The organism is Marivita sp. NO-S04 (assembly GCF_059070475.1).
On the sequence record NZ_JBKAEE010000004.1, the window covers coordinates 64,652 to 86,244 of the forward strand.

The 21,593-nt window shown below is 62.9% G+C and carries 19 protein-coding genes; 13 read left to right on the plus strand and 6 right to left on the minus strand.

All coding sequences use genetic code 11. The features are described 5' to 3' along the window. Nucleotides 1-126: 126 nt before the first annotated feature. Complete coding sequence (locus ACK3EW_RS24130; protein ID WP_439119511.1) at nucleotides 127-1,512, minus strand: AAA family ATPase; 1,386 nt, start codon at nucleotides 1,510-1,512, stop codon at nucleotides 127-129. Nucleotides 1,513-1,981: 469 nt separating this feature from the next. On the opposite strand from ACK3EW_RS24130, the gene ACK3EW_RS24135 reads away from it, so the two are divergent. The 5 genes from ACK3EW_RS24135 to rfbA all read left to right on the plus strand — a co-directional run bounded on the left by ACK3EW_RS24135 (nucleotide 1,982) and on the right by rfbA (nucleotide 6,389). Beyond that, entirely contained in the window at nucleotides 1,982-2,986 is a 1,005-nt protein-coding gene (locus ACK3EW_RS24135) for a replication initiator protein A (RefSeq protein ID WP_493809922.1), read from the plus strand. Between the two features lie 2 nt (nucleotides 2,987-2,988). Then, the gene (gene rfbC / locus ACK3EW_RS24140; RefSeq protein WP_493809951.1) at nucleotides 2,989-3,549 is read left to right on the plus strand and encodes a dTDP-4-dehydrorhamnose 3,5-epimerase; all 561 of its coding nucleotides are present in this window, start codon (nucleotides 2,989-2,991) and stop codon (nucleotides 3,547-3,549) included. Further along, entirely contained in the window at nucleotides 3,546-4,586 is a 1,041-nt protein-coding gene (gene rfbB / locus ACK3EW_RS24145; protein ID WP_493809923.1) for a dTDP-glucose 4,6-dehydratase, read from the plus strand. Before rfbC ends, rfbB begins: the two co-directional genes overlap by 4 nt. A gap of 70 nt (nucleotides 4,587-4,656) precedes the next feature. Beyond that, on the plus strand, nucleotides 4,657-5,496 hold the full coding sequence (rfbD, locus tag ACK3EW_RS24150; RefSeq protein ID WP_493809924.1) for a dTDP-4-dehydrorhamnose reductase: 840 nt from the start codon (nucleotides 4,657-4,659) through the stop codon (nucleotides 5,494-5,496). Between the two features lie 83 nt (nucleotides 5,497-5,579). Then, complete coding sequence (gene rfbA, locus ACK3EW_RS24155) at nucleotides 5,580-6,389, plus strand: glucose-1-phosphate thymidylyltransferase RfbA (protein ID WP_493809952.1); 810 nt, start codon at nucleotides 5,580-5,582, stop codon at nucleotides 6,387-6,389. A 148-nt stretch (nucleotides 6,390-6,537) separates the two neighbouring features. Here rfbA and ACK3EW_RS24160 read toward each other — a convergent pair whose 3' ends face one another. Then, entirely contained in the window at nucleotides 6,538-7,611 is a 1,074-nt protein-coding gene (locus ACK3EW_RS24160; protein ID WP_493809925.1) for a DUF2793 domain-containing protein, read from the minus strand. A gap of 276 nt (nucleotides 7,612-7,887) precedes the next feature. On the opposite strand from ACK3EW_RS24160, the gene ACK3EW_RS24165 reads away from it, so the two are divergent. Then, nucleotides 7,888-9,264 carry a phosphomannomutase gene (locus ACK3EW_RS24165; RefSeq protein ID WP_493809926.1) on the plus strand — a complete coding sequence of 459 codons (1,377 nt, stop codon included), beginning with the start codon at nucleotides 7,888-7,890 and terminating at the stop codon, nucleotides 9,262-9,264. A gap of 26 nt (nucleotides 9,265-9,290) precedes the next feature. On the opposite strand, the gene ACK3EW_RS24170 is transcribed toward ACK3EW_RS24165, so the two are convergent. From ACK3EW_RS24170 to gmd, 4 genes are read right to left on the minus strand one after another with little or no spacing between them, the layout of a single operon-like run. Then, nucleotides 9,291-10,718 (minus strand): mannose-1-phosphate guanylyltransferase/mannose-6-phosphate isomerase, encoded by a 1,428-nt coding sequence (locus ACK3EW_RS24170; RefSeq protein ID WP_493809927.1) that lies wholly within the window; start codon nucleotides 10,716-10,718, stop codon nucleotides 9,291-9,293. 22 nt (nucleotides 10,719-10,740) lie between these two features. Further along, entirely contained in the window at nucleotides 10,741-11,568 is an 828-nt protein-coding gene (locus tag ACK3EW_RS24175) for a hypothetical protein (RefSeq protein WP_493809928.1), read from the minus strand. After that, nucleotides 11,565-14,012: a glycosyltransferase gene (locus ACK3EW_RS24180; RefSeq protein WP_493809929.1), complete on the minus strand. Its 2,448-nt coding sequence runs from the start codon at nucleotides 14,010-14,012 to the stop codon at nucleotides 11,565-11,567. Before ACK3EW_RS24180 ends, ACK3EW_RS24175 begins: the two co-directional genes overlap by 4 nt. Next, nucleotides 13,999-15,087, minus strand: coding sequence for a GDP-mannose 4,6-dehydratase (gene gmd / locus ACK3EW_RS24185; RefSeq protein WP_493809930.1), 1,089 nt, complete (start codon nucleotides 15,085-15,087; stop codon nucleotides 13,999-14,001). Before gmd ends, ACK3EW_RS24180 begins: the two co-directional genes overlap by 14 nt. Nucleotides 15,088-15,260: 173 nt before the next feature. Here gmd and ACK3EW_RS24190 point away from each other — a divergent pair, with 173 nt between their 5' ends. The 7 genes from ACK3EW_RS24190 (at nucleotide 15,261) to ACK3EW_RS24220 (ending at nucleotide 21,518) form a co-directional block, all read left to right on the plus strand. Continuing rightward, entirely contained in the window at nucleotides 15,261-15,410 is a 150-nt protein-coding gene (locus tag ACK3EW_RS24190; RefSeq protein ID WP_493809931.1) for a hypothetical protein, read from the plus strand. Nucleotides 15,411-15,480: 70 nt separating this feature from the next. Then, nucleotides 15,481-16,407 (plus strand): glycosyltransferase, encoded by a 927-nt coding sequence (locus ACK3EW_RS24195; protein ID WP_493809932.1) that lies wholly within the window; start codon nucleotides 15,481-15,483, stop codon nucleotides 16,405-16,407. Nucleotides 16,408-16,513: 106 nt separating this feature from the next. Then, complete coding sequence (locus tag ACK3EW_RS24200) at nucleotides 16,514-17,380, plus strand: glycosyltransferase family 2 protein (protein WP_493809933.1); 867 nt, start codon at nucleotides 16,514-16,516, stop codon at nucleotides 17,378-17,380. A gap of 134 nt (nucleotides 17,381-17,514) precedes the next feature. Next, nucleotides 17,515-18,465, plus strand: coding sequence for a KpsF/GutQ family sugar-phosphate isomerase (locus tag ACK3EW_RS24205; protein ID WP_493809934.1), 951 nt, complete (start codon nucleotides 17,515-17,517; stop codon nucleotides 18,463-18,465). Continuing rightward, on the plus strand, nucleotides 18,462-19,247 hold the full coding sequence (locus ACK3EW_RS24210; RefSeq protein WP_493809935.1) for a 3-deoxy-manno-octulosonate cytidylyltransferase: 786 nt from the start codon (nucleotides 18,462-18,464) through the stop codon (nucleotides 19,245-19,247). The genes ACK3EW_RS24205 and ACK3EW_RS24210 overlap by 4 nt, the downstream gene beginning before the upstream one ends. Next, nucleotides 19,244-20,062, plus strand: a complete 819-nt coding sequence (gene kdsA, locus ACK3EW_RS24215) for a 3-deoxy-8-phosphooctulonate synthase (RefSeq protein ID WP_493809936.1) — start codon at nucleotides 19,244-19,246, stop codon at nucleotides 20,060-20,062. Before ACK3EW_RS24210 ends, kdsA begins: the two co-directional genes overlap by 4 nt. Before the next feature lie 355 nt (nucleotides 20,063-20,417). Continuing rightward, nucleotides 20,418-21,518: a sigma-54 interaction domain-containing protein gene (locus tag ACK3EW_RS24220; RefSeq protein ID WP_493809937.1), complete on the plus strand. Its 1,101-nt coding sequence runs from the start codon at nucleotides 20,418-20,420 to the stop codon at nucleotides 21,516-21,518. The last annotated feature ends 75 nt before the right edge of the window (nucleotides 21,519-21,593 follow it).

Below are 21,593 nucleotides of genomic sequence, written 5' to 3' on the forward strand. Positions count from 1 at the left end.
GGCCGGGAGGTTTGGCGCGTTTGGTTAAACTTTGGTGTCCGTGGCGTGCGGTGGATTGGGGCGCTGCCCCAAACCCCGGAGTTTACGGGCAAGATGAAGGGGGCGTGTTGCGCTGCGAACATCGGCTCACTCCGCCGCCTGCTGGGCCAGTTGCACGTCGCGGTGCCAGCTTCCGATGAGAAGCTGTTTGAAGGCGGCATAGGTCGCGTCAAAGGTTTCGCGGCCGCGCACATAGGTCTCGCGGTTGAAATCGCGGTAATCGGCCTCGTAGATGCCCTGCACTTGCTCGCCGGCTTGTCCGATCAGAGCCGTGAAGCCCTGCCGGTGGGGCGAGAGGGTGGGGCCAAGATAGGCCTGCATAAGGGCGGCCAGTTCGGCCTGCTGGGCGCTGTCATAACGGGTGACCACGGCGCGCACTGCATCCCATTGGAAGGCCAGACCATCGCGGCCCAAGGCGCGCGCGGCCATGTTCTCGGCGTCCTCGATGGAGCCGAACGTGGAGTGCAGCATGTCGAAGAAGCGGCCGGTGCTGTCAAACTCGAGGAAGGATGCACCGAGGGGCACCAGCAGGATGTCGGCAGCCGCCAGCCCGTTGATGGTGAGGTAGCCAAGGGCGGGGGGCGTGTCGAGGAAGATCACATCGTATTGGTCGAGGATGCCATCCTCCGACAGCGAGTCGGTGAGCGCATCCCAGAGCTTCCAGCCGCGCGAGGCCATGCGCCAGACAGGGATCTGGAACTCGGCCCAGTAGAGGTTCAGCTGCGCGCCGATCAGGTCGATATTGGGCCAGTGGGTTTTCTGCACGAGTGTTTCGCTGCGCGACTTGAGCGCCTCGGACAGCGTGTCGTCAAGCGGCGTGGGGGCCTCACCCCGGTCCATGCGGCGCTGGTTCTCGCCTTGCAGGTGGCGCGCATAGTGGCGGGCGAGCAGCGGGAAGACGGTGGACCATTCGTCCTGCACCTTGCCGCCGAAGATTGAGGTCATGGAGCCTTGGCTGTCCAGATCGATAACCAGAACCTTGTAGCCATCAAGGGCCGCGGACATCGCGAGATGCGCTGCTGTCGAGGTCTTGCCTACGCCGCCTTTGAAGTTGGCAACAGCGACCAGCTTGGCGGGCTGCCCCTTGGGGCGGTAGGGGAGGTATTCCTTGGTCTTGGACCCCTCAGAGGCGAAATGGGCGCGCAGGCGCAGCACCTCGTCGAAGGTGAACCATTTGGCGCCGCTGGTGGTCTCGGATCGGCCCTGCGGCAGGTCGGGGTTCTGTTTCAGCACGCGGCGGAAATGCCCGGTGGCGACAGGGATCAGGTAGCGGGTGATTTCCCAGGTGGAGAACAGGCGCAATTGCCGTGCGCCGTTTTCCTCAAGACCACGGCTGGCCAGATCGGCACGACCGGCTTCGCAGGCGCGGGCGATGTTGCCGAAATCCGCCGTTGTGGTGGGCGCGCCAAGCGCATCGAGCGCGGTGTCGGGATTGATGTTAAAGTAGGGGGGAAGAGGGTTGTCTTGTGTCATGTGCTGCCCGGTTTTGCCTGAAAATTACGCCTCTATGTGCGCTCTTTTCACCAGGCTACCATAAAAATGCGTACATGGAAGAAAAACTGCAACACTCTTTTCTTTTCTAAGCAGATTCACAGACTTAACTACCCAGAACAGAGCTTGGGCAGGAGGTGTTCAGATCCAACCGGTTTGTTAAAATCTGTTAGTTATATGTTATGGGATTTTGAACTTGTTTCTAAGCATCTTTTTTTAAAGAGAAAAATTGCGATGTAATCGATCGTGGTGACTCTGATCCTCCGTTTGTGCGACTCCAATCCCCCGAGAGAGCGACTCCGATCCTCCGCTGAAATCCCAGCTTTGGATAGACGCACGCTGTGGATAACTTTAGGTTGGGTGTCACTGAAACCCCGAAAGCCGAGTCGGCATAAAAGCCGGCCTCAAAAAACAACCGGGGATCGAGCAGAGCAAATACAGGCGGACCCCAATGACGGGACCAATGAGTGGCGGGCTGTTGCCCGACCGGCACCCAACGGGCGATTTTTTCGTCTGCGATATCTTTGGCGCCAGCCCGAAGGACGATCTGGCGTCGATGGAACACCCCATCTTTTCGCTGAGCACACGGCCCGACAGGCGGGTGTTGTCTTATGCCCATAACGGGGTTGCGGTGGAGGTGGTGCCGAGCGTCAAGGGTCGGGCGACGATCCATGACAAGGACATCCTGATCTATTGCATCAGCCAGCTGGTGGCGGCGATGAATGCCGGGCGGCAGGTGGGGCGGACGCTGACGCTACGCGCGCATGATCTTCTGGTGGCGACCAATCGCGATACTGGCGGCGAGAGCTATTCGCGGTTGCGCGAAGGGTTCGAGCGGCTGGCGGGCACGCGCATCACCACCAATATCGACACTGGCGGGGTGGAGGTGACCCGGGGGTTTGGCCTGATCGAGTCCTGGGAGATTTTGCGCAAGTCGCGCGGCGGGCGGATGATCAGCGTGACGGTGACCCTGTCGGACTGGCTTTATCGGGCGGTCTGTGCGCGGTCGGTGCTGACGCTGAGCCGGGATTACTTTCGGCTGAGGAAGCCCTTGGAGCGGCGGATCTACGAGCTGGCGCGCAAGCATTGCGGGCGGCAGGCGGAATGGGCGATCTCGGTGCCCGTGCTGCATCTGAAATCGGGATCGGCGGCTCCGGTGCGGGTGTTCCGGGCGGCTGTGCGCAAGATGATCGCTGAGAACCACCTGCCCGATTATTCCCTCACCGAGCGCGAGGGTGATGTGCTTGTTGTCACGCGACGGGCCAAACCGCGCCCCATGGATGCCCCGGTTCTGTTGGAAGACACGCTTGCCATGGTGCGCGAACTGCGGCCCGGTTCGGATGTTTACGCCTTGCAGGCGCGCTGGGTCGCGTGGTGGGATGAAACCGGACGGCCCAGATTGCAGAACCCTGACCGGGCGTTTCTGGCCTGGGTGAAGACGCAGAAGGACGGCTGATGCTGGATTTTGAAAAGACCGCTCTCGAAGGGCTGCTGATCCTGACACCGCGGCGCTTTGGCGATGCACGGGGGTTCTTTGCCGAGACGTGGAATGCGGCGCGATTGGCCGAGGTGGCGGGGATTGACCCGGTCTTTGTGCAGGACAACCATTCGCTCTCGGCCGAGGTGGGGACCATTCGCGGGTTGCATTACCAAGCGCCGCCCAAGGGGCAGGGCAAGCTGGTGCGCTGTGGGCGCGGGGCGCTTTACGATGTGGCGGTGGATATCCGGCGTGGCTCACCGACCTATGGACAGTGGGTGGGTGTCGATCTGACCGCTGAGAACGGTCGGCAGCTTTGGGTGCCCGAAGGCTTTGCGCACGGGTTTGTCACGCGGGCGCCTGACACCGAGATCATCTACAAATGCACTGGGTATTACGCGCCTGACGCCGAAGGCGCTGTGCGGTGGGACAGCGTTGGCATCGACTGGGGTGTGTCTGGCGATCCGATCTTGTCGGACAAGGATGCAGTTGCGCCGGCACTTACTGAGATCGACAGCCCATTTGAGTGGAGTAACACGTGAAGCTTTTGGTGACAGGTGGGGCCGGGTTCATTGGCTCTGCGGTGGTCAGGCAGGCGATTGGTCAGGGGCATGAGGTCGTGAACCTCGATGCGCTGACCTATGCGGCCTGCCTCGACAATGTGGCTTCTGTGGCGGATGCGCCCGGCTATAGGTTCGTGCAGGGTGATATCCGCGATGGCGCTTTGTTAGAGACTGTATTTGCCGAACATGCGCCCAATGCGGTGATGCATCTGGCCGCTGAATCCCATGTGGACCGGTCCATCGACGGGCCGGGGGCGTTCATCGATACGAACGTGGTGGGCACCTATACGCTATTGCAGGCCGCGAGGGGCTATTGGGAGCGTCAGGGCAAACCGCAAGCGTTCCGCTTTCACCACATCTCGACCGATGAGGTCTTCGGGTCTCTGGGGGCTGAGGGGCAGTTCACCGAGGAAACCCCCTACGATCCGCGCTCGCCCTATTCGGCCTCAAAGGCGGCCAGTGATCATCTGGTGATGGCGTGGCACCACACCTACGGGTTGCCCGTGGTGCTGTCGAACTGTTCGAACAATTACGGGCCCTATCATTTTCCGGAAAAGCTGATCCCGGTGGTCATTCTGAACGCGCTTCATGGCAAGCCGATCCCGGTTTACGGCGCGGGCGAGAATGTGCGCGATTGGCTGTTCGTTGAAGATCATGCCGATGCGTTGCTGACGGTGGTCACCCGCGGTGTGGTGGGCCGCTCCTACAATATCGGCGGTGAGAACGAGGCGCGCAATATCGACCTTGTCCGCATGATCTGCACGCTGATGGACGAGATGGTGCCCAACGGCGCGCCGCATGAGCAGTTGATCACCTTCGTGACCGACCGTCCCGGGCATGACCTGCGCTACGCGATTGATCCCAAGCGCATGCGCGGTGAGCTGGGCTGGCAGCCTTCGGTGACATTGGAGGAAGGTCTGCGGCGCACGGTGCGCTGGTATCTCGACAATGCCGCCTGGTGGCAGGCCTTGCAGGACCGCGACGGGGTGGGCCAGCGTTTGGGGGTGAAGGGATGACTGCTCTTTCATCTTGCCAGATAAACTCCGGGGAGCGCGAGGGGCTGGCCCCTCGCTGGGCATGGGTCACATGATCCTGGTTTTTGGCAAGACGGGCCAGGTCGCCACCGAATTGCAGCGACAGGGGGATGTCACTGCCTTGGGGCGTGACCAAGCGGATCTGTCCGACCCGCAATCCTGCGCGGCCATCATCGCCGATCTCAAACCCAGTGTCGTCATCAATGCCGCGGCTTACACGGCCGTCGACAAGGCCGAAGAGGAAGAGGCGATGGCACAACGGATCAACGCCGCAAGCCCCGGTGCGATGGCGGGGGCCTGTGCGCATCTGGATATTCCCTTCCTGCATGTCTCGACCGATTACGTCTTTGACGGCAGCGGCACGCGGGCATGGACTGAGTCAGACCCTGTTTCACCGCAAAATGCCTATGGCCGGACCAAGCTGGCTGGAGAGCAGGCGATCCGTGCGGCGGGCGCACGACACATCATCCTACGCACAGCCTGGGTGTTTTCCGCCCATGGGGCGAATTTCGTGAAGACTATGTTGCGGCTCAGTGAAACGCGCGATGCGCTCACCGTGGTGGACGACCAGATCGGCGGACCAACCCCGGCGGCAGATATTGCCGCGACGCTGCTGATCCTCGCGGATCACATGCGTGATAGGGCGAAGGGCGGCACGTACCACTATGCCGGGGAGCCGCACACAAGCTGGGCGGACTTTGCGCGGGAGATTTTCCAACAGGCTGGGCGCGATGTGGCGGTGACAGGCATCCCATCATCGGATTATCCAACGCCTGCAACCCGCCCGCTCAATTCCCGGCTTGATTGCGCCAAACTGGCGACGGATTTCGGGATCAGACCTGCCGACTGGCAGAGTGGCCTGAACACCGTGATCAAGGAGTTGAACCCGTGACCCAAAGCGAAAGTGCTGCGCGGCGTGCGCGCAAGGGCATCATCCTCGCAGGCGGGTCGGGCACCCGGCTTTACCCGATCACCATGGGGCTGTCGAAGCAGCTGTTGCCGCTCTACGACAAGCCGATGATCTATTATCCGCTGTCGGTGCTGATGCTGGCGGGCATCCGCGAGATCGCGATCATCACCACGCCGCAGGATCAGGACCAGTTCCAGCGCCTGCTGGGCGACGGGTCGCAATGGGGGCTCGCGTTCACCTTCATCGAACAACCCTCACCCGATGGTCTGGCACAGGCCTATCTGCTGGCGGAAGAGTTCCTCGACGGTGCGCCTTCCGCGATGGTGCTGGGCGACAACATCTTCTTTGGCCACGGCCTGCCCGAAGTGCTGGCCAGCGCCGATGCGGTGGCATCGGGCGGCACGGTATTTGGCTACCGTGTTGCTGACCCCGAACGCTATGGTGTGGTGGATTTTGCCCCTGATGGCACAGTGAAAACGATCATCGAAAAGCCGTTGAAAGCGCCGTCCCCCTATGCGGTGACAGGTCTCTATTTCCTCGACGGGACCGCCCCTGCGCGGGCGGCCAAGGTCCAGCCGTCAGAGCGGGGCGAGCTGGAGATCACCTCGCTTCTGGAAAGCTATCTGGCCGATGGTCAACTGAGCGTGGAGCTGATGGGACGCGGCTATGCCTGGCTCGACACCGGCACACACGGGTCGCTTCTGGATGCCGGGAACTTCGTGCGCACACTCAGCGACAGGCAGGGCCAACAGATCGGCAGCCCCGACGAGATCGCCTATCACCAAGGCTGGATCGACGATGACGCCCTGCGCGTGCGGGCCGAGATGTTCGGCAAGAACGACTATGGGGCCTATCTGCTTAGTCTGTTGGAGTGAGCGTACTTTTGCGCGCGCAATCAGACCCAAGGCCTCCCTCTCCCTACCGCCCGCCACGCTAAGGCGATTCGGATAAGGAAAGGTGAGCGTCGGATGGATTGGTGTTGCAGTCTCTTCATGCAGGGAATGAGGGGCTGAAGAGTTGCCTTTAGGCCCACCGCCCAATGGCACAAATCCGCAGGTTCAGCCCTACGGTGATCTGAATGAGCGCCGTGGCCTTCAGCCCGGTCGACAGCACCCCATGTGGGGCAAAGGTGGGCCAGGCGCCGGTGTTGCCACTCTCTCCGGTCAGGATCGGGGGCATCCCCGGCGCAAAGGGGACCGGAAAGGTCCAGGCGAGATGGTTCGACTGCCATAGCGCCCCGGCCTGATTGCTGATTGGTCCGGTGGGAATATCCGGGCTGGTGCAGATCTGCGTGCCATCGGCAAAGCGCACATACGCGCCATTGGCGTTCGCACCGCGCTCGATCACGCCACCGGTGGGCACGCCATTTGCGTCTTTGAACACGGTGCCGAGGATGGTGCCTTTGAGGTACCCATCGCCCGCCCGCACAAGCGTGTTGGGATTGCTTTCTTCCGGGCCGCTGCTCACCGCTGCGCCACTGGCCGTGCCGGTGATCGGATCAAAGCTCAGCGCAGTGGTCCATGCGGCCCCATCACTGACCTTGATCGAGAACGCGTCTTCACCGGCCAGCCCCATCTCGGCATGGCCGGTCCAGTTCGACTGGAACAGCAGGCTGGCGGTGTCGGATGTGGCGGCCTTGTTCACCTTGAGCTGATGCCCTCCCCCTTCATGGGTGAGCAGCGTGTCCGGTGAAGCGATGCTCAGCCTGGTTACCGGATCGGCACTTGTGCCCAAACCAAGGCGATCGGGCAGGCCCGCAACCTGCGCCTGCCACAGACCGTTCTGCCAGATGACTTCTGCGCCCTCATCCGCAACCCAAGCGCGCCAACCAGTGTTCGGGGGCAGGAAGATCCACCCGCCGCCCGCGTTCAGCGCGATGGTGTGGTCCTGTCCGGCCCAGCCCCCGGTGGCGCCGGAGGCCACGATATAGCGCGCGCCATCGGTCGGGGTGGTCGGCGGCTCGTTCAGGCCACGGCTTTCGACTGACAGTTGCACCAGCGCATCCAGTATGCGCAGGGCCTCGTTATGTGTGACGTGTTTCTGTGCTTGTGCCGGTTGAATATAGGGCAGCGACAAGAGGGTGGAGATTTGTGACATCGGGCAGGCCCTTTCAGCGATCCGCATTCGGGCGGGACGCTAGGGGCGCTTTGGTAAACGGGGTGTGAGTCCTGCGGGCGTTGCGCCCTGTGGCGGGCCGTGTGTGTGCATATTTGGAAAAAGAAGAAGCAGCGAGTGATGCGCTGTCTCTGTGCTTCTTCTTTTTGAAAATATGCAAAACGTGACCGCGCCACGTGAGACACGGTCGTCCTTGCGCCCATGACGCTGCCAAGGGCATACCTGCGGGCGAGGTTCCAAGGCACAAGGACAGACGATATGCCCCCCAAATTCGGCACCAGCGGCTTGCGCGGCCTTGTCACCGAACTGACCGACGATCTGGTCGCGGACTACACACGTGCTTTCCTGACCGCCTGCCCACATGGTGGTTCGGTGCATGTTGGGCAGGACCTGCGCGCCTCGTCCCCACGGATTGCGGCGGCGGTGATCGCGGCGGTGCGGGCGATGGGGCTCCGGGCGGTGGATCATGGCGTGTTGCCCACGCCTGCGCTGGCGCTGGCGTCCATGGGGGCGGGGCAGGCGGCGATCATGGTGACAGGCAGCCACATTCCGGCAGATCGCAACGGGTTGAAGTTCTACCTGCCCGGCGGAGAGATCGCGAAAATAGACGAGGCGGCGATTGGTGCGGCTCTGGGATCAGTCTCTGTTTCAGTGGAAATGGGGGATGTACAGCGCGCGGTAAGTGCGGTGCCTTCCTATGTGTCGCGCTATGTCGAGGCGTTTGGGGCGGATGCTCTCAAGGGGTTGCGCATCGGTGTTTATGAACATTCGTCGGTGGCGCGCGATGCGCTGGCGGAAGCGCTGATGCAGATGGGCGCCGAGGTGGTGCGGCTGGCCCGTGCCGATCATTTCATCCCGGTCGATACCGAGGCGGTGGACGCGGACACGCGCGAGATGCTGAAGCGCTGGTGTGCCGAGCATGCGCTTGATGCGCTGGTGTCGACCGATGGCGATGCCGACCGTCCGATGGTGGTGGATGCCAGCGGCACGTTGGTGCCCGGCGATGTGTTGGGGCCGCTCACGGCGCAGATGCTGGGGGCCGAGGTCATCTGCACGCCAGTGTCGTCGAACACGGCTGTCGACCAGTTGGACTTCGGGTCCGTCATCCGCACCATGATCGGCTCGCCCTTTGTGATCGCCGCAATGGAAGAGGTGGGGGGCCGTGTTGTGGGCTATGAGGCCAATGGGGGCTTTTTGCTGGGTTTCGCGGCGGACGGCCCGTCGGGCAAGCTGGCGCCCTTGATGACCCGGGATTGTCTGTTGCCCATTGTGGCACCCTTGGCGATGGCTTGTGCAAAGGGGGTGAGTTTGGCCGAATTGGTCTCTGATCTGCCGCCACGCTTTACTGCGGCTGACCGGATTGCGGGCATTCCGACCGAGGCATCCAAGGCGTTTATCGCAGAGCTGATCGAAGATGCCGCCGAACGGGCGGCGTTCTTTGCGGGACGGGCCAAGGAGACTGGCGTTGACCTGACTGACGGGCTGCGTGTGTCTTTTGCCGACGATACCGTGATCCACCTGCGCCCCTCCGGCAATGCGCCGGAGTTTCGGTGTTACGCCGAGGCCGAGAGCGTCGCGCGGGCAGAGGTCTTGATGCGCGAGACGCTTCAGGCTGTGGCGAAACGGCTAGGCTAGAGGCGGACGCGTCAACGCGTCCCCGATCAGCTTCGGGAATAGATGTCCTCGTAGCGGATGATGTCATCCTCACCAAGATAGGTCCCGGTCTGCACCTCAATCAAAACCATCGGCACCTTGCCGGGGTTCTCCATCCGGTGCACGGCGCCCAGCGGGATATAGACCGACTGGTTCTCGGTCAGCAGTTTCACCTCGTCATCCACCGTGACCTTGGCCGTTCCAGCCACCACGATCCAGTGTTCCGAGCGGTGAACATGGCTTTGCAGCGACAGCGCAGCACCAGGATGCACGTGGATGCGTTTCACTTGGAAGCGGTCCGCCAGAATGAGCGTTTCGAACCAACCCCAAGGCCGGTAATCGACGGGCAATTGCACCGCCTGTTTCGCCTCGCGGGCTTTCAGGAGGTCGACGGCGCGGCGCACGCTCTGGCTGTCGGACATGCCCGCCACCAGCACCGCGTCGCGCATGGCGACAGCGACCACGTTCTTGAGGCCGATGCCCACCAGTTCGATCTCGTCGCTTTCCGAGCGCAGCAGCGTGTTTTCGCAGTCGATCGCCGTGGAGAGCCCTGCCAGCGCGTTGCCGCTGCCATCCTGCGGGCTTTCCTGCCAGACCGCTTCCCAGCTTCCGAGATCAGACCAGCCGCCGGTAAAACGCACGACGCTGACGTTTTTCGCCTGTTCCATCACGGCGTAGTCGATGGATTCGGCCCGGACCTGTCCCCAGAGCGGGGCGTCGATGCGCAGAAAACCCAGATCGGTCTTGGCGGCCTCCATTGCGGCACGGGTGCCCTCAAGGATGTCGGGGGCATGTGCCTCGAAGGCGGCGATCAGCGTGTCGGCGCTTGTCAGGAACAGGCCCGCATTCCACAGGTAGCGGTCATTGGCGAAGAGTGTCTCGGCCTTGGCCTGATCCGGCTTTTCGATGAAGCGTTCCAGCGCATTCACACCGGGCAGGGTTTCGGCCCCCGCCTCGAGCCAGCCATAGCCGGTCTCAGCGCGGGTGGGCTGGATGCCGAAGGTCACGATCTGGCCGTCGGCTGCGGCAGGCGCACCGGTCATCACCGCATCGCGGAACGCCTGCGCATCGGGAATGGCGTGATCGGCGGGCACCAGCAGCATCAGCGCCTGTGGGCTGGTCTTTGCCAGATGCAACGCGGCCGCCGCAGCGGCTGGGGCTGTGTTGCGGCCTTCGGGTTCAATGAGGATGCCCGCCGGGCGCAGTCCGCAATGGTCGAGCTGTTCGGCCACGATGAAGCGGAACCCGTCGCCGGTGACGGCTAGCGGGGCGGTAAACCCTTCGCCCGAGACGCGCTTGGCAGCTTCCTGAAACAGGCTCTCTTCCCCCAGGAATTGCGCGAACTGCTTGGGATAGCTCTTGCGCGACAGTGGCCAGAGCCGGGTGCCGGAGCCTCCGCACAACAAAACCGGAGTGATGAGGGGAAGGTCGGCCATGATTACGCTCTCACAAGTCAGATCAAACCACCCGAAGCGTCCGCCTCCGGGTGGTGTATTCAGATGAGCCGAGGATCATCCGCTCGAGCGTGTCCAGCGATGGGCTGGCCTGCAGCGCAAGCATGTTCGCCTCGGCAGCGTCCCGGCCCAGATGGTGGCGGAACAGCCTGTTTACTTCCTGTCGGGTCAGTCGCAGTTTGTCCAGATAGCCAAAGAGCTTGGCGTCGTAATGGCGAAATTGCGTCACATCCCGTGGCGGATGAACACCGCTTCCGGGGCGTGGGGTGATGCGGCGCTGCGCCACCTCTTCGCCGTCCACCCACGCAATGGCGCGGCGCAGGCGCGAGGGATCGGGATCGGGGTCGCCGAAGCTGCTTAATGCATAGGTCATGGCCAAGGCAGGATCGTGGATCAGCGCCTCGTAGGGGATCACGGTCTGTGACCGCGCAAAATCGGAATACACCCACCTGTCCTGAAAGGCGCGCCAAGCGGTGAATTGTGCGCTGGCAAAGCGGGCAAAGCTGGGCGCATCATCGCTGCCACCTTCGCGCAGATAGAGCTCAAAATTCGACACCACCGACGGCGCAAAGGCGCGGGTCTGGATCAGGTAGCGATGTGCGCCATCCTGCGGCACTGCACCATCGAAGTCGTGGTTTTTGGAATAACGGATCGCTCCGGCCCGCGTGCAGGGCACCTGACCACAGCATTCGGTTTGGCCATAGAACCCGCAATAGGTGAAACTTGGGCCATAATAGAGCCTGAGCAGCCGCGCCAGAAGGTGATGCCCTGAACGTGGCCAACTGACCCCGATGACATAGGGTGGATGGCCGCGCGAGCGGAGGAACATCATGCCGCGCTGATCCTTGACTGGTGCAGCACCGTGTCGATGCGCGCCGCGTAGCGCGTGCCGATGGCCTCGGGGTTGAACGCGTGCAAGACCCGTGTCTGGGCTGCCTTGGCCCGGCGTGCGCGAGTGGCAGGGTCTTTGGCCATTTGGCGCAGCAGGGTCACTGCCGTGTCGTGGTCCGGCGCGCCCCAAAGCCCGCCTTTGGGGGTGAACATGTAGTCCTGCGGCGCGGGCGCCACGTCCTGCGCAGGGACCAACCATGCGGTGCTGTCGTCGCAATAGGCGAGGTTGCCGGACGTGCCCGTGGCCAGCACAGGCACACCAAGCGCCATCGCCTCGATCATGCCGAACCCCCAGCCTTCGGCGCGGTGCAGCGAAAGATAGGCATCAGCCCCGGCGGTGAGGGTCAGAAGCGCGGGGCGGCCCATGGTCTCATCAAGGACGTGGAAGCGTGGATCGCCTGCCGTCAGCGTGTCGATCTCGGCCCAGATGGTGCGCTGTGCCGGGTCGCTGACACGGGTCCGGTTCTGCGTCTTGAGCAGAAGCTGTGCGCCGCCTTGCGGAAAGGCCTCGGCAAAAGCGCGGATCAGGGCCAGTGGGTTTTTGCGCTGCACGAAGGAAAAGCTGTCAAAGCTTGCCATGCAGAGGAAGCTGTCGGCCTTGAACCCGGTGCGGGCAATGAGTTCGGCCCGTGCGCCCAATGGGTCGGGATGAGGAGCCACATCATTGGCCAGTCCCATCACCCGGATGGGGCCGTCAAAGGCACCGTCATAGATTGCGCGCCCATGACCCGAGGCGGTCCAGATCTCGTCCACCATGCGCAGGGCCAGCGCATGGCAGGCAGCAGGGCGGGTGAGTTCCCAGAACATGTAGGCAGAAAGATATGACCCATCGGTGATGTCGGGCGAATAGGCAAAGAACGGCGGAATGGATTCCGCGTTCAGGTGCAGCAGGGTGAACCGGGCCGCGTGGGCCTTTTGGAGTGGCGTGTGTGGCACGTCGATCTCTGGAGCGGGGTTGTCGAGGCTGAAATTGACGACCTGCACCGACAGGCCAGTGGTCTCCAAGGCGGCCACGGACGCCCGGGTGGCTTGTCCCAACCCGCTGGCCTTGGTGACAGGGCCGATCACCTGCACGTCGACCTGTGGCGCGCCATGCAGCGCAGGGGCGGGCAGAGCGGCAGGGTGAAGACGGTGCCCTTCTATGGTGCGGCTGGTAAAGCGCCGGGCCTCAAGGTCGTATCCGCGCCCGCGCAGGGTGGCCACATAATCGCTGCGGGACATGGGGACAGAGGATCGGTCCAGCGTGGTCAGATAGGTGCCCAAGGGGGTCTGGCTGTACATATCCTCTTCCAGAAGTGTCTCTATACTGGCCCAAGGGACGTATCTCAGCGTATCGGGCCGCTCTGCCGCCCGGACCATCGCTGCCAGCGTTATCTGCCGACGATCCTCCTCACAGCCCGGACACAGCCGCGCCAGAGCAGGGGTTTCGGCCGCCCATCGCAAGAGATGACGCGACAGTGGAAACGCCTGCTCTTCCTGATCCAATGGCAGCCCGGCCAGACGGGTCACATACCCATCCGGCACGAGACAATCCTCGGCGCCGATGGCATGGGCCTGATGGATGGACCACCAGGTGATCATCGCATCCACCCAGTCGGGGTTGCCGAAATCCATACCTTGACGCAGATGCGGCACGCCCTGCAGCGCCGCCCATGTGGCGCGGCTGAGGCTGGTACGCTGTCCCGGCACAACCATCGGCGCATTCAGCCACTGGATCGTGGGCTGCGACAGTGGCACGCGTAGCCCGGTACGCATCGGGGCATAGTTAGTCACTATCCAGTTCAGAAAATGCGCCGCATCTTCGGGGGCCGCGTCCCAATCGAACTGTGCCTCCAACCGGTGACGTGGGTGCAGGTACGCCATCCAAGCGCATAGCGGATCGGGCAGCGGGTGGTCGGTCGCTGGATCTGTCTGCGCAAAAAGATGCGCTTGTCGCGGGCTCAATCGCGCCGGGCGATCCCGTATAGGTTCGGGTGCAGAACGAAGCGCGGCACGGCCCGGCCCCAATACGTCCCGCAACATGGGGTGCGAGGACATGAGGGGCAGTTTCGGCTTGGACAGAGCCTGTTTCGCGCCGTTCTGGCGGAGCGTTCCGATCTCGACCGGGCGGGGGCCATCCATCCGACAGACCCGCAGCAGAGGCGTGTCGGTGTCGATCCGAAAGCTGAAGCCGCAGGTGCCGCCCGCAAGCCCGGCATCGCGCAGATCGGCGCGGAACTGCGACGCCAGCGCGTTGGCCAGACGCTGCTGCCCGGCATAAAGCGCCACCGGAACTGGGCCGTGCCCCGGTTTTGGCAGGGCCCAACCATGCAGGACCCCGTCGCGAAGTCCGTCGAGATAGTCGCGCCGCCCAGTTAGACGGCGGAAGAGTCTAGGCCACGGCATCGTAATCGGCGCGCGCCATCATCGTGGCCAATCCGCGTACATCGACCTTGGGCCGCCAGCCAAGCTGTCGCTGGGCACGGCTGGCATCGCCCACCAGCAGGTCCACTTCGGCGGGGCGGAAGAAGGCTGGATTCACCTCGATCACGCGGCGCCCGGTGCGCCGGTCGGTCGCCACCTCGGCGACACCTTCGCCGTGCCAGTCCAGCGGCATGTCCAGCGCCTCGGCGGCGAAGCTCACGAAATCGCGGATCGGCGTGGTGACACCGGTGGCCAGAACGTAATCGCCGGGGGTGTCCTGTTGCAGCATCCGCCACATGCCTTCGACATAATCACCGGCAAAGCCCCAGTCACGCCGGGCGCTGAGATTGCCCAACGCGATGGGCGCATTGCCGCCGCACGCGATCCGGGCCAGCCCCCGCGTGATCTTGCGGGTGACGAATTCCTCGCCCCGAAGCGGGCTTTCATGGTTGAAGAGAATTCCGCAGGAGGCGTGCATGCCAAAGCTCTCGCGGTAATTCACGGTGATGTGGTGACCGTAAGCTTTGGCCACACCATAAGGCGAACGGGGATAAAAGGGCGTGGTTTCGGCCTGCGGCACCGCCTGCACCAGACCGAACATCTCGGACGTTGACGCCTGGTAGAACCGTGTCTCGGGGGCCAGCGTGCGCAACGCGTCCAGAAGCCGGGCCACACCCATACCGTTCACGTCACCCGTATAGAGCGGCTGGTCCCAGGATGCACCGACAAAGCTTTGGGCTGCGAGGTTGTAGAACTCATCCACACGCACATCTCGGATCAGACGGAAGATGTTGGTCATCTCCGAAAGGTCGAGATCGTGCAGGATGACCTGATCCGCGATGCCAAGTGTCTCTAACCTTGCCCGTTCGGCCTGCGCATTGCGGCGCATCCCGCCATGCACCTCGTAGCCCTTGTCCAGCAGAAGCTGCGCCAGATAGGCGCCGTCCTGCCCGGTGATCCCGGTGATGAAGGCACGTTTTTCAGTCCTGTGGGCAGAGGGGAGAAACGCACAGGGATGTGTCTGGGGCAGGGTCGCGGCGGGCGCTGTGGGGGTCATGTCGAAGCCTCGGGCATAAGGAACATGCCCCGTTATCGGGGGTGAGGCGTAAAGAATGGGTTAAGGTTAATGGGCGGGTAACGAGAATTTCCAAGTTATGAAGGTGAGACTTCACTGTGCATGTACAAAACCTTCAGGCATGCCTTTCGAAGGACCGCTTTGATAAGGGTCGGGTGTCAACGGGCTTCAAACAGCCCGTCAAGCTGCATGTCGCCCCCGACATCATCGACTGTGTCGAAGTCCAAGGCCCAAAAGGTCACCTGACCCGCATGCATTCCGTCCTGCGCGCCTATGTCGATGCCCAGAGAAAGGCCCGGTCCTGACGGGTTCCCTTCGCAAAAACGCCTCAAACTCCGGTATTCTGGAAAAAACAAATAACAGATGAGGCCTGCAGTGAATTACCTTCTGGAACCCGTGATCGGCATCTGCCGGTTTTCCTTTTGTGGCAATGGCGACTGGGCAGCCTATTCCGCTATCGATGCGGATACCGATATTGACCTGCTGCGCCTTGAGCAGGCCGAACGGCTTTATGATGACGCGCGCATGGCACTGCGGTTTCACCTGTTCGAAACCTTCCTGTTGCCGTCGCTCAAGGCGCAGAAGGATCCCAATTTCGTGCTGATCGTCCTGACCTCCGACATCATGCCGGGCAAATATCTCAAGCGTCTGCGCGCTCTCTGTGAGAGCGACGCGCGGCTGTTGCTGATCGTGTCGGACGAAACCACCGTGCACGAGGCGCTGATGCCCGAGATCAAGCGGCTCAACTCCTTCCTCTCGCGCCCGCTGGTGCAGTTCCGCATCGACGATGACGACTGCCTATCCGCCGATTACGTGCGGGAGCTGCGGCGCTACATGCAGCGGTTGGGGGATATGGTGCCGATCGCCTATTCGCGCGCCACCGGCCTTGTGGTGACGTCATATGCCGAGGATGAGGCCACCCATGTCTACCGCGGCAACCTGCCGTTCCACCCGGTGGGCACCGCGATCCGCGTACAGGGGGACCGGACGATCTTTTCCTTCGGCCCGGCAGCGATGCTCAAGCGCTTTCCGGCCGTCGTTGACAATGCCGGGATGGGGTCTTTGTCGATCAAGATTGACGGCCATGAAGGCTACCCGTTCAACATCAATGATCCCATGATGCGCCGCACCCATACGTCGGTCAAAGATGCGGATCTGTCGGTGATCCTGTCGAAATGGTTCGGATTTCTGGGTGACAAAGACGAGGATCGCGCCAAGGCGCTGTTCCACGGGGTTGAAACGGCGGCGGCCCTGGTTGCCCCGAGTCGTCCTGCCAAGATCCGGCATCTCAAGGCGGTGTAACAGGGCGGGCAGTCCGGGGTGATGGGCGTGGCTTTGCCACTGTCGCTTGCACGGATCCCGGCTTGCCCCTATTGAGACCACGCCCGGTTTCGAAGTGCCCTTTTACATGACCCTGATTACCCTCTCGTCTATTCCGCCCCGGTTCGGGCTGATCGGCCCGACACTCGAGGCGCTTGTGGCGCAGGCGGGGATAGAGGGCGTTGAACTGTATCTGCCCCAAAGCTACCGGCGGTTCCCGGATTGGGACGGCACGCTGCCCAGCGTGCCCGCAGGTGTTACCATTCACCGTTGCGAAACAGATTACGGCCCCGCGACCAAAGTGCTCTGTGCTGCCAAGCGCTACCGAGGTCAGGATGTGCGACTGCTTTTTTGCGATGATGACCGCGATTATCGCCCCGGCTGGGCGGCGGGATTGCTGGCCGAGGCAGCCCGGTACCCGGATCGCGCGGTGGCGTTGGCCGGTTGGGATATCGCCGGACTGAGTGCGCGCCATGCGTTTGTTCATCCCCGTCATCAGCGCCGGTCGCGGACATGGGACATGGCCTATCGGGGGGCGCGTCTGAAGCAGATGTTGTCGGGACAGAGCAAGGTGTCTTTGGCGCAGAAACCGCCACGCCGGATCATCGGGCAATCCGGCTTTGCCGATGTGTTCGAAGGCTATGGCGGCGTGGTGGTGCGCCCCGAGTTCTTTGACGATCTGGTCTTCGACATCCCGGCGGATGCGTTTCATGTCGACGATGTCTGGCTGTCGGGGGCACTGGCCCGGAGTGGCATCGGCATCTGGCTGGCGGCCGATCAATATGAACCCAAGACCACCGCCGCAGACCAGCAGGACGCGCTCTACCGTCACAGGGTCGCGGAAAAGGGCCGGGTGGAGCTGGATGCGGCGGCGATTACGCTGATGCGGTCACGCTGGAACATCTGGGGTGGGGCCAAAGAGGCCATTCCCCATGGTGGTGCCCGGCAGGTGTGAGCCCGAAGCGGTTTCGAAACCGCTTGAATGGGCCTTCGAAGGCCCGTGTAAGGCTTTTCGAAAAGCCTTGTCCCGCGTTGGACACCGGCTCTCCCACCCGCTATCACCGCGCTCAGACAAATCCGCAGGCTCCCATGACCGACACCCCTTCCGAGATCGCGCGCACCGTGCTGGCCATCGAGTCTGCCGCCCTGACCCGGCTGGCCGCCGAATTGCCTGCTGATTTCGATGCTGTGGTGTCCCGCATTCTGGCCCTTCAAGGTCGGGTGATCGTGTCGGGCATGGGCAAATCCGGCCATGTGGCGAACAAGATTGCGGCCACGCTCGCCTCCACCGGCACGCCCGCACAGGCGGTGCATCCGGGCGAGGCGTCGCACGGCGATCTGGGCATGATCACCCGCAATGACGTGGTGATCCTGATCTCCAACTCGGGTGAGACCCGCGAACTGGCTGACATGATCACCTATTGCACCCGCTTCGACATCCCGCTCATTGCAGTGACCAAACGCGCCGACAGCACGCTGGCCCGCGCTGCGGAGCACGTCTTGCAACTGCCCGACGCGCCCGAGGCCTGCGCCATCGGCATGGCACCCACCACCTCGACCACGCTCACCATGGCGCTTGGCGATGCGCTGGCCGTGGCACTGATGCGTCACCGCGGCTTTGACCGCGAACACTACGCCGCCTTCCACCCCGGAGGCACGCTGGGGGCACAGCTGCTGCGGGTTTCAGCGATCATGCACCGGGATGACGCCCTGCCTGTGGTCAGCCCCGACACACCGATGGGTGAGACCTTGGTGGTGATGAGTGCCAAGGGTTTTGGCGTCGCCGCCGTGGTGGTTGACGGGGCGCTGAAAGGCGTCATCACCGATGGGGATCTGCGGCGCAATCTCGACGGTCTGACGGGGCGCAGCGCGGGTGAGGTCGCCACACACAACCCGCGCTCCATCGCCCCCGATGCACTACTGACCGAGGCTTTGGCCCTGATGAACACGCACAAGATCGGCGCGCTGATGGTGACTGATGCGGGCCGTCTGGTGGGCCTCATCCACATCCATGATCTTCTGCGGGCAGGTGTTGCATGAGCGTTGTCGTCTTCATCCCCGCCCGCTACGCCTCGACCCGCTATCCCGGCAAACCGCTGGTGGAACTGACCGGAGCGACCGGCGAGAAAAAGACCTTGATCCAGCGCGCATGGGAAGCGGCGCAGGCCGTGTCAGGCGTAACCAATGTCTACGTGCTGACCGATGACACCCGCATCGCTGATGCCGCCACCGGGTTTGGGGCAGAGGTGCTGATGACCTCCCCCGAGGCCCGCAACGGGTCGGAACGCTGTGCCGAAGGGCTGGCTCAGTTGGACCATGACCCCGATGTGGTGATTAACCTGCAGGGCGATGCGCCGCTGACGCCCGCATGGTTTGTTGAGGCGCTCATTGGTGCGATGAACGGGACCACACAGATGGCCACGCCTGTCGTCAAATGCGATGCCGAGACACTGACCAATTTCGTCACTGACCGCCAGCAGGGCCGGGTGGGCGGCACCACCGCTGTCATGCGAAGTGACCGCACCGCGCTCTACTTCTCCAAAGAAGTGCTGCCTTACGTAGGCGATCTGCAGAACCCGCCCGAGGTCTGGCACCATGTCGGGGTCTATGCCTACACAGCTGCAGCCCTGCGTGCCTATGCGGGCTGGGAGGAAGGCCCGTTGGAACGCGCCGAGGGGCTGGAGCAACTCAGGTTTCTCGAAAACGGCACACCCATCACCTGCGTCCCGGTCGAAGGTCGGGGGCGGGTGTTTTGGGAGTTGAACAACCCGGTCGATGTGGACCGCATTGAAACCGTCCTGAAACGCGAGGGGATCGCATGAAAACCGTCCAGATCGGCGAGATATCCGTTTCCAACACTGCCCCGTTTGCGCTTATCGCGGGTCCGTGCCAGCTTGAAAGCCTGGATCATGCGCGCATGATGGCGACCCGTATCGCGGCTGCTGCCCAGGCGACAGACACGCCATGGATCTTCAAGTCGAGCTATGACAAGGCCAACCGTTCGTCCCTGTCAGGCAAGCGCGGTCTGGGCATGGACGAAGGCCTGACGATCCTGTCCAAGATCCGCGACGAATTCGGCGTGCCGGTCCTGACCGACGTGCACGGGTCCGACCAATGCGCCCCCGTGGCACAAGCGGTCGATGTGCTGCAAATTCCCGCCTTCCTGTCGCGCCAGACCGACCTGCTGCTGGCCGCCGGTGAAACCGGTGCCGCGATCAACGTCAAGAAGGGCCAGTTCCTCGCCCCCTGGGAGATGGAGAACGTTGCTGCCAAGATTGCCAGCACCGGCAACACCCGCATTATGCTTTGCGAACGCGGTGCGAGTTTCGGCTACAACATGCTGGTCTCGGACATGCGGTCGCTGCCGATCATGGCGCAGACCGGCTACCCGGTGGTGTTCGACGCCACCCATTCGGTGCAACTGCCCGGCGGGCAAGGGACATCCTCGGGTGGACAACGTGAATTCGTGCCGCCCTTGGCGCGGGCTGCCGTGGCGGTGGGCTGTGCAGCCGTGTTCATCGAGACCCATGATGATCCGGACAACGCGCCCTGCGACGGCCCCAACATGGTGCCCATCGGTCAGCTTGAAGGGCTGCTCTCGGTGATGCGCCGGATCGACAGGGTCGTAAAAGGCTGATCCGCCACAGGAAACTTTAGTTCATTTCCCTGCCATGACACGGTTTTGGCAGGATGCAGGGCCGTGCTTTGCACACTTTTGATAAGATTTTATCTCCTTTGATCGGTTCGGCGAAAAATCTCGTTCGCTCCGTCTTAAGAGAGCTTTGATGATCCGCTTGGCCCGACGACAGTTCGACATGTGACGTCTAGGAAAGGGGTGTGAGCGTCGGTTTTCTGACAATTGGCGTTTGGATTTGAGACCTGCCTGTTTGCGGAGATCGGTTATCGATGTTTTGGGCGCCCCTTGGGTGTCTTTGGCCGGATGGCACGATCCATGCTTGGGTGAATTTGCTAAGAAAAGAAGAGGGTTACCCATGGCCGATATCTGCATCACCGCGCCGCGTTTCGAGGCTACCGAAGCACTTCATACAGCGCTTTCTGAGCGGGGTCTGGAGGTCAGTCTGGGGTTCCGTCCGACCTGTCACACGCTGGTTCAGGGTGGTCCCGGGACCGATCAGGCCGCATTGGTAGAGCTGGCGCGCAAGCTGGGCGCAAAGCGGGTTGTGGTGGTCCGGCAGCAGGCCGAGACCTGGGACGTGATCGAGACATTGGGCGGCCGTATTCTGCATGTGGACCTTCCTGCCTGCGGTGAGACCGCTGCGCTGTTGGCGCTGGCCGATCTGCTGGCAGCCCCCTTTGGGGCGATGGTGGCGGCTGATCCCTCGACCGCAGCGCTGGTGGCGATGGCGCGCCGTGTGGCGCGGTTCGATGTGAGCGTGTTCATCAACGGCCCCACGGGCAGCGGCAAGGAAGTGCTGTCGCGCTTTATTCATGATGCCTCGCCGCGGGCGGGCAAGCCGTTCATCGCGATCAATTGCGCGGCCATTCCCGAAAGCATGCTGGAGGCGATCCTGTTCGGCTACGAGAAGGGGGCCTTTACCGGGGCCACCGCACCGAACAAGGGCTATATCCGGGCGGCCTGCGGCGGCACGCTGCTGCTCGACGAGATTTCCGAACTTCCCCTGGGCCTGCAGGCCAAGCTGCTACGGGTGCTGCAGGAAAAGGTGGTGACCCCTCTGGGCAGCCAGACCGAGACCCCTGTGGATATCCGCGTCATCGCGACCTCGAACCGTCACATGGCGTCTGAAGTGGCCAAGGGGACGTTCCGCGAGGATTTGTTCTACCGTCTGAACGTGTTCCCGCTGCAGACACTGCCGCTTGCAGCGCGCCCTCGGGACATCCCGGTTCTGGCGCGCGCGATGCTGCGGCGTCACGGCGCGGGCCAGCCGGTCAAGCTTTTGTCGGAGGCGGCGTCTGCCGTGCTGATGGCGCATGACTGGCCGGGCAATGTGCGCGAGTTGGAAAACGTCATGCAGCGGGCGCTGGTGCTGGCCGAAGGCATGGAGATCGGAGCCGAGCACATCATGCTGCTGACCGGCGCCGAGCCCAGCCTGCCGCTTCGCGCCGCCGCCTGAGGACGGACCCTACCATGAGCATCACCGGAGCCACCTCCGCTGCCAGCATGTCGCACGCCACACTCGTGGGGGCGC